The sequence below is a fragment of the Paenibacillus barengoltzii NBRC 101215 genome, assembly GCF_004000745.1.
Taxonomy (GTDB): domain Bacteria; phylum Bacillota; class Bacilli; order Paenibacillales; family Paenibacillaceae; genus Fontibacillus; species Fontibacillus barengoltzii.
In genome coordinates this window covers 1-2,040 of sequence record NZ_BILV01000141.1, presented here as the reverse complement: position 1 = coordinate 2,040, position 2,040 = coordinate 1, and the positions used below count along the sequence as shown (strand labels likewise).

The window sequence follows — 2,040 nt, the reverse complement described above, 5'->3', positions numbered from 1 at the left end:
ATTACTGTCATTATCGGTAAAATACAAATCCACATCCAGCTTCAGGCCGCTTCTGCTGATCTTCACGGTCCGCTCAACGATCGTACTCTTATTGCCGATGTCATCCATCGCTTGCGCCTGGATCTTCGTTTGCCCTTCTTCCGTCACCTCTAAGCGGATAGGTGTACCGTTAAATGCACGATCCTCCCACTCCTTGTCACCGACTTTCACACGAATCGTGTGAACATCTGTCTGCCTTGGGTTAGCGGCGCTGTGGTCGATCGCCACTTCCACTTTGGCAGCATTGGTCCAGCCGTCGGGATGAAGGGTGATCGTCGGCGGTTCCGGATTTCCGCTGTCCACGACGATGTCGAGAGTCTCGGACTTGTCGAATAAGGAGACGGTGATCGTCGCTTTGCCGCCTTTGACGGTGCTGACCTCCCCGTTAGGATCAACACGCACAATTTCGGGGTCATCCGGATCAACGCTATACCTGGCGGTTGTTGTCGCATTGTAGCGATCCCCGTTTTGATGTTCCGTATTCACGGTAATGTGGGTCTTGTCGTCAAGGTTCAACTGATCGTTTGCAATGGACGCAGCCCAGGAGATGAGCGGGTTTTGCCATTGGAGAAATGGCCGATGTCCGTCGTACTGGTACCAGCCCTCTGTGAGATCCCAATCCTTAAATGTTTCCGGATCGCGGAGATCCGCCTCTTCCACAGGTATTCCGATTCCATTGTCAGGGAGTTCACCATCCGTATAGCTATCGGTCAACCAGTAGCTGCCGGCGACCTCAATGATATTTCCTCTTTCTTCATATTCATTATTCGCCCCGACCAGCCCGCCAGTCTCAGAATGACCTGTTACCTTGCCTGTCGCGTAACAATGCTCAACTTCTATCACTGAACTTATTGGCGAATCGTAACCATTTGTAACATTAAATCCGATCAAACCACCCACGTATTGCTTACCGTTGACATTCCCTGTCGCATAGGAGTTCTTAATTCTGACCACACCAGATGGAAGGGCTTCAGCTTTACCAACAAATCCACCTACAAGCTGGTCTCCATTAACCTCCCCAGTCGCATATGAATTCGTGATTTCATTGACACTTCCTATATTTCCCGATGAAATTATGCCAACTAAACCACCTACAAGATTATTTATGCCCGCAACGTCACCAGTTGCAAATGAATCGCGAATCGTAATCTTTTTACCAGTCGAACCCCTAAATAGACCTGCCAGACCCCCGACTTCACGCTCTCCGACAACTTCGATATGGGCGGATGACCCGATCACGTCATTTCTAACAATACCGGCTAACCCGCCAACCTTCATTTCTCCTCGAATAAGGGTTCCCGTTACCGTACTGTTTTCAATTATCCCGTAGCTATACCCTACTAACCCGCCGATGTAATCATACCCCTTGATCTCCACGACCTCGAGATGGACATTCCGGATGACAGCCGTTTCTGACGTTACTCCAAACAAAGATTGGTAGTTCTCATCTTCACGGTTGATCTTTAAACCTGTAATTTGATAGCCGTTGCCATCAAATGTTCCGGTAAAAGGAGAAGAGTATTCCGTTGCGATTGGCAACCATCCTTCTCCGGAACTGTAAGTTGAAAGATTAATATCGGCTCCCAATTTGAAATGGGCATCCAGATAATCTCTCACTTTGTTCAGCTGTTCAGCGGTTTCGATAATATACGGGGCTTCTTCCGTGCCTGAGCCGCCGGCAAAATCACTGCTTAACGGCGCGAATGCACCGTCATCGGCGGCCTGAACCAATATGCCGACATTCCCAAACAGTTGTGTCCAGGTCCATCCGAAAAAAAGAACTAACGCCGCCAACAGAACGGATGATTTAAACGGTCTCATTTTCCTTTCACTTCCTTTCTAATGTGCGGAGACCGCAAGTTCCACATCATTGTCCGTCATAAAGTCCACTCCTCGCCTTCTCCAAGGCTTCCAGATCAATTCTTTCCATCGCAAGCATGGCCTTGTTCACGCACTGCTGTTGTTCCCCGGATTCGTCGGAACTGATCGCTTCCCAATCGG

The 2,040-nt window shown here is 49.2% G+C and carries 1 protein-coding gene; it reads right to left on the bottom strand.

Going from position 1 to position 2,040, the window contains the following annotated elements; translation table 11 throughout:
• Positions 1-1,860, bottom strand: a 1,860-nt coding sequence (locus tag PBA01S_RS22465; protein ID WP_304363574.1) for a GLUG motif-containing protein, incomplete at its 3' end; no start/stop codon positions are given.
• Positions 1,861-2,040: the final 180 nt, after the last annotated feature.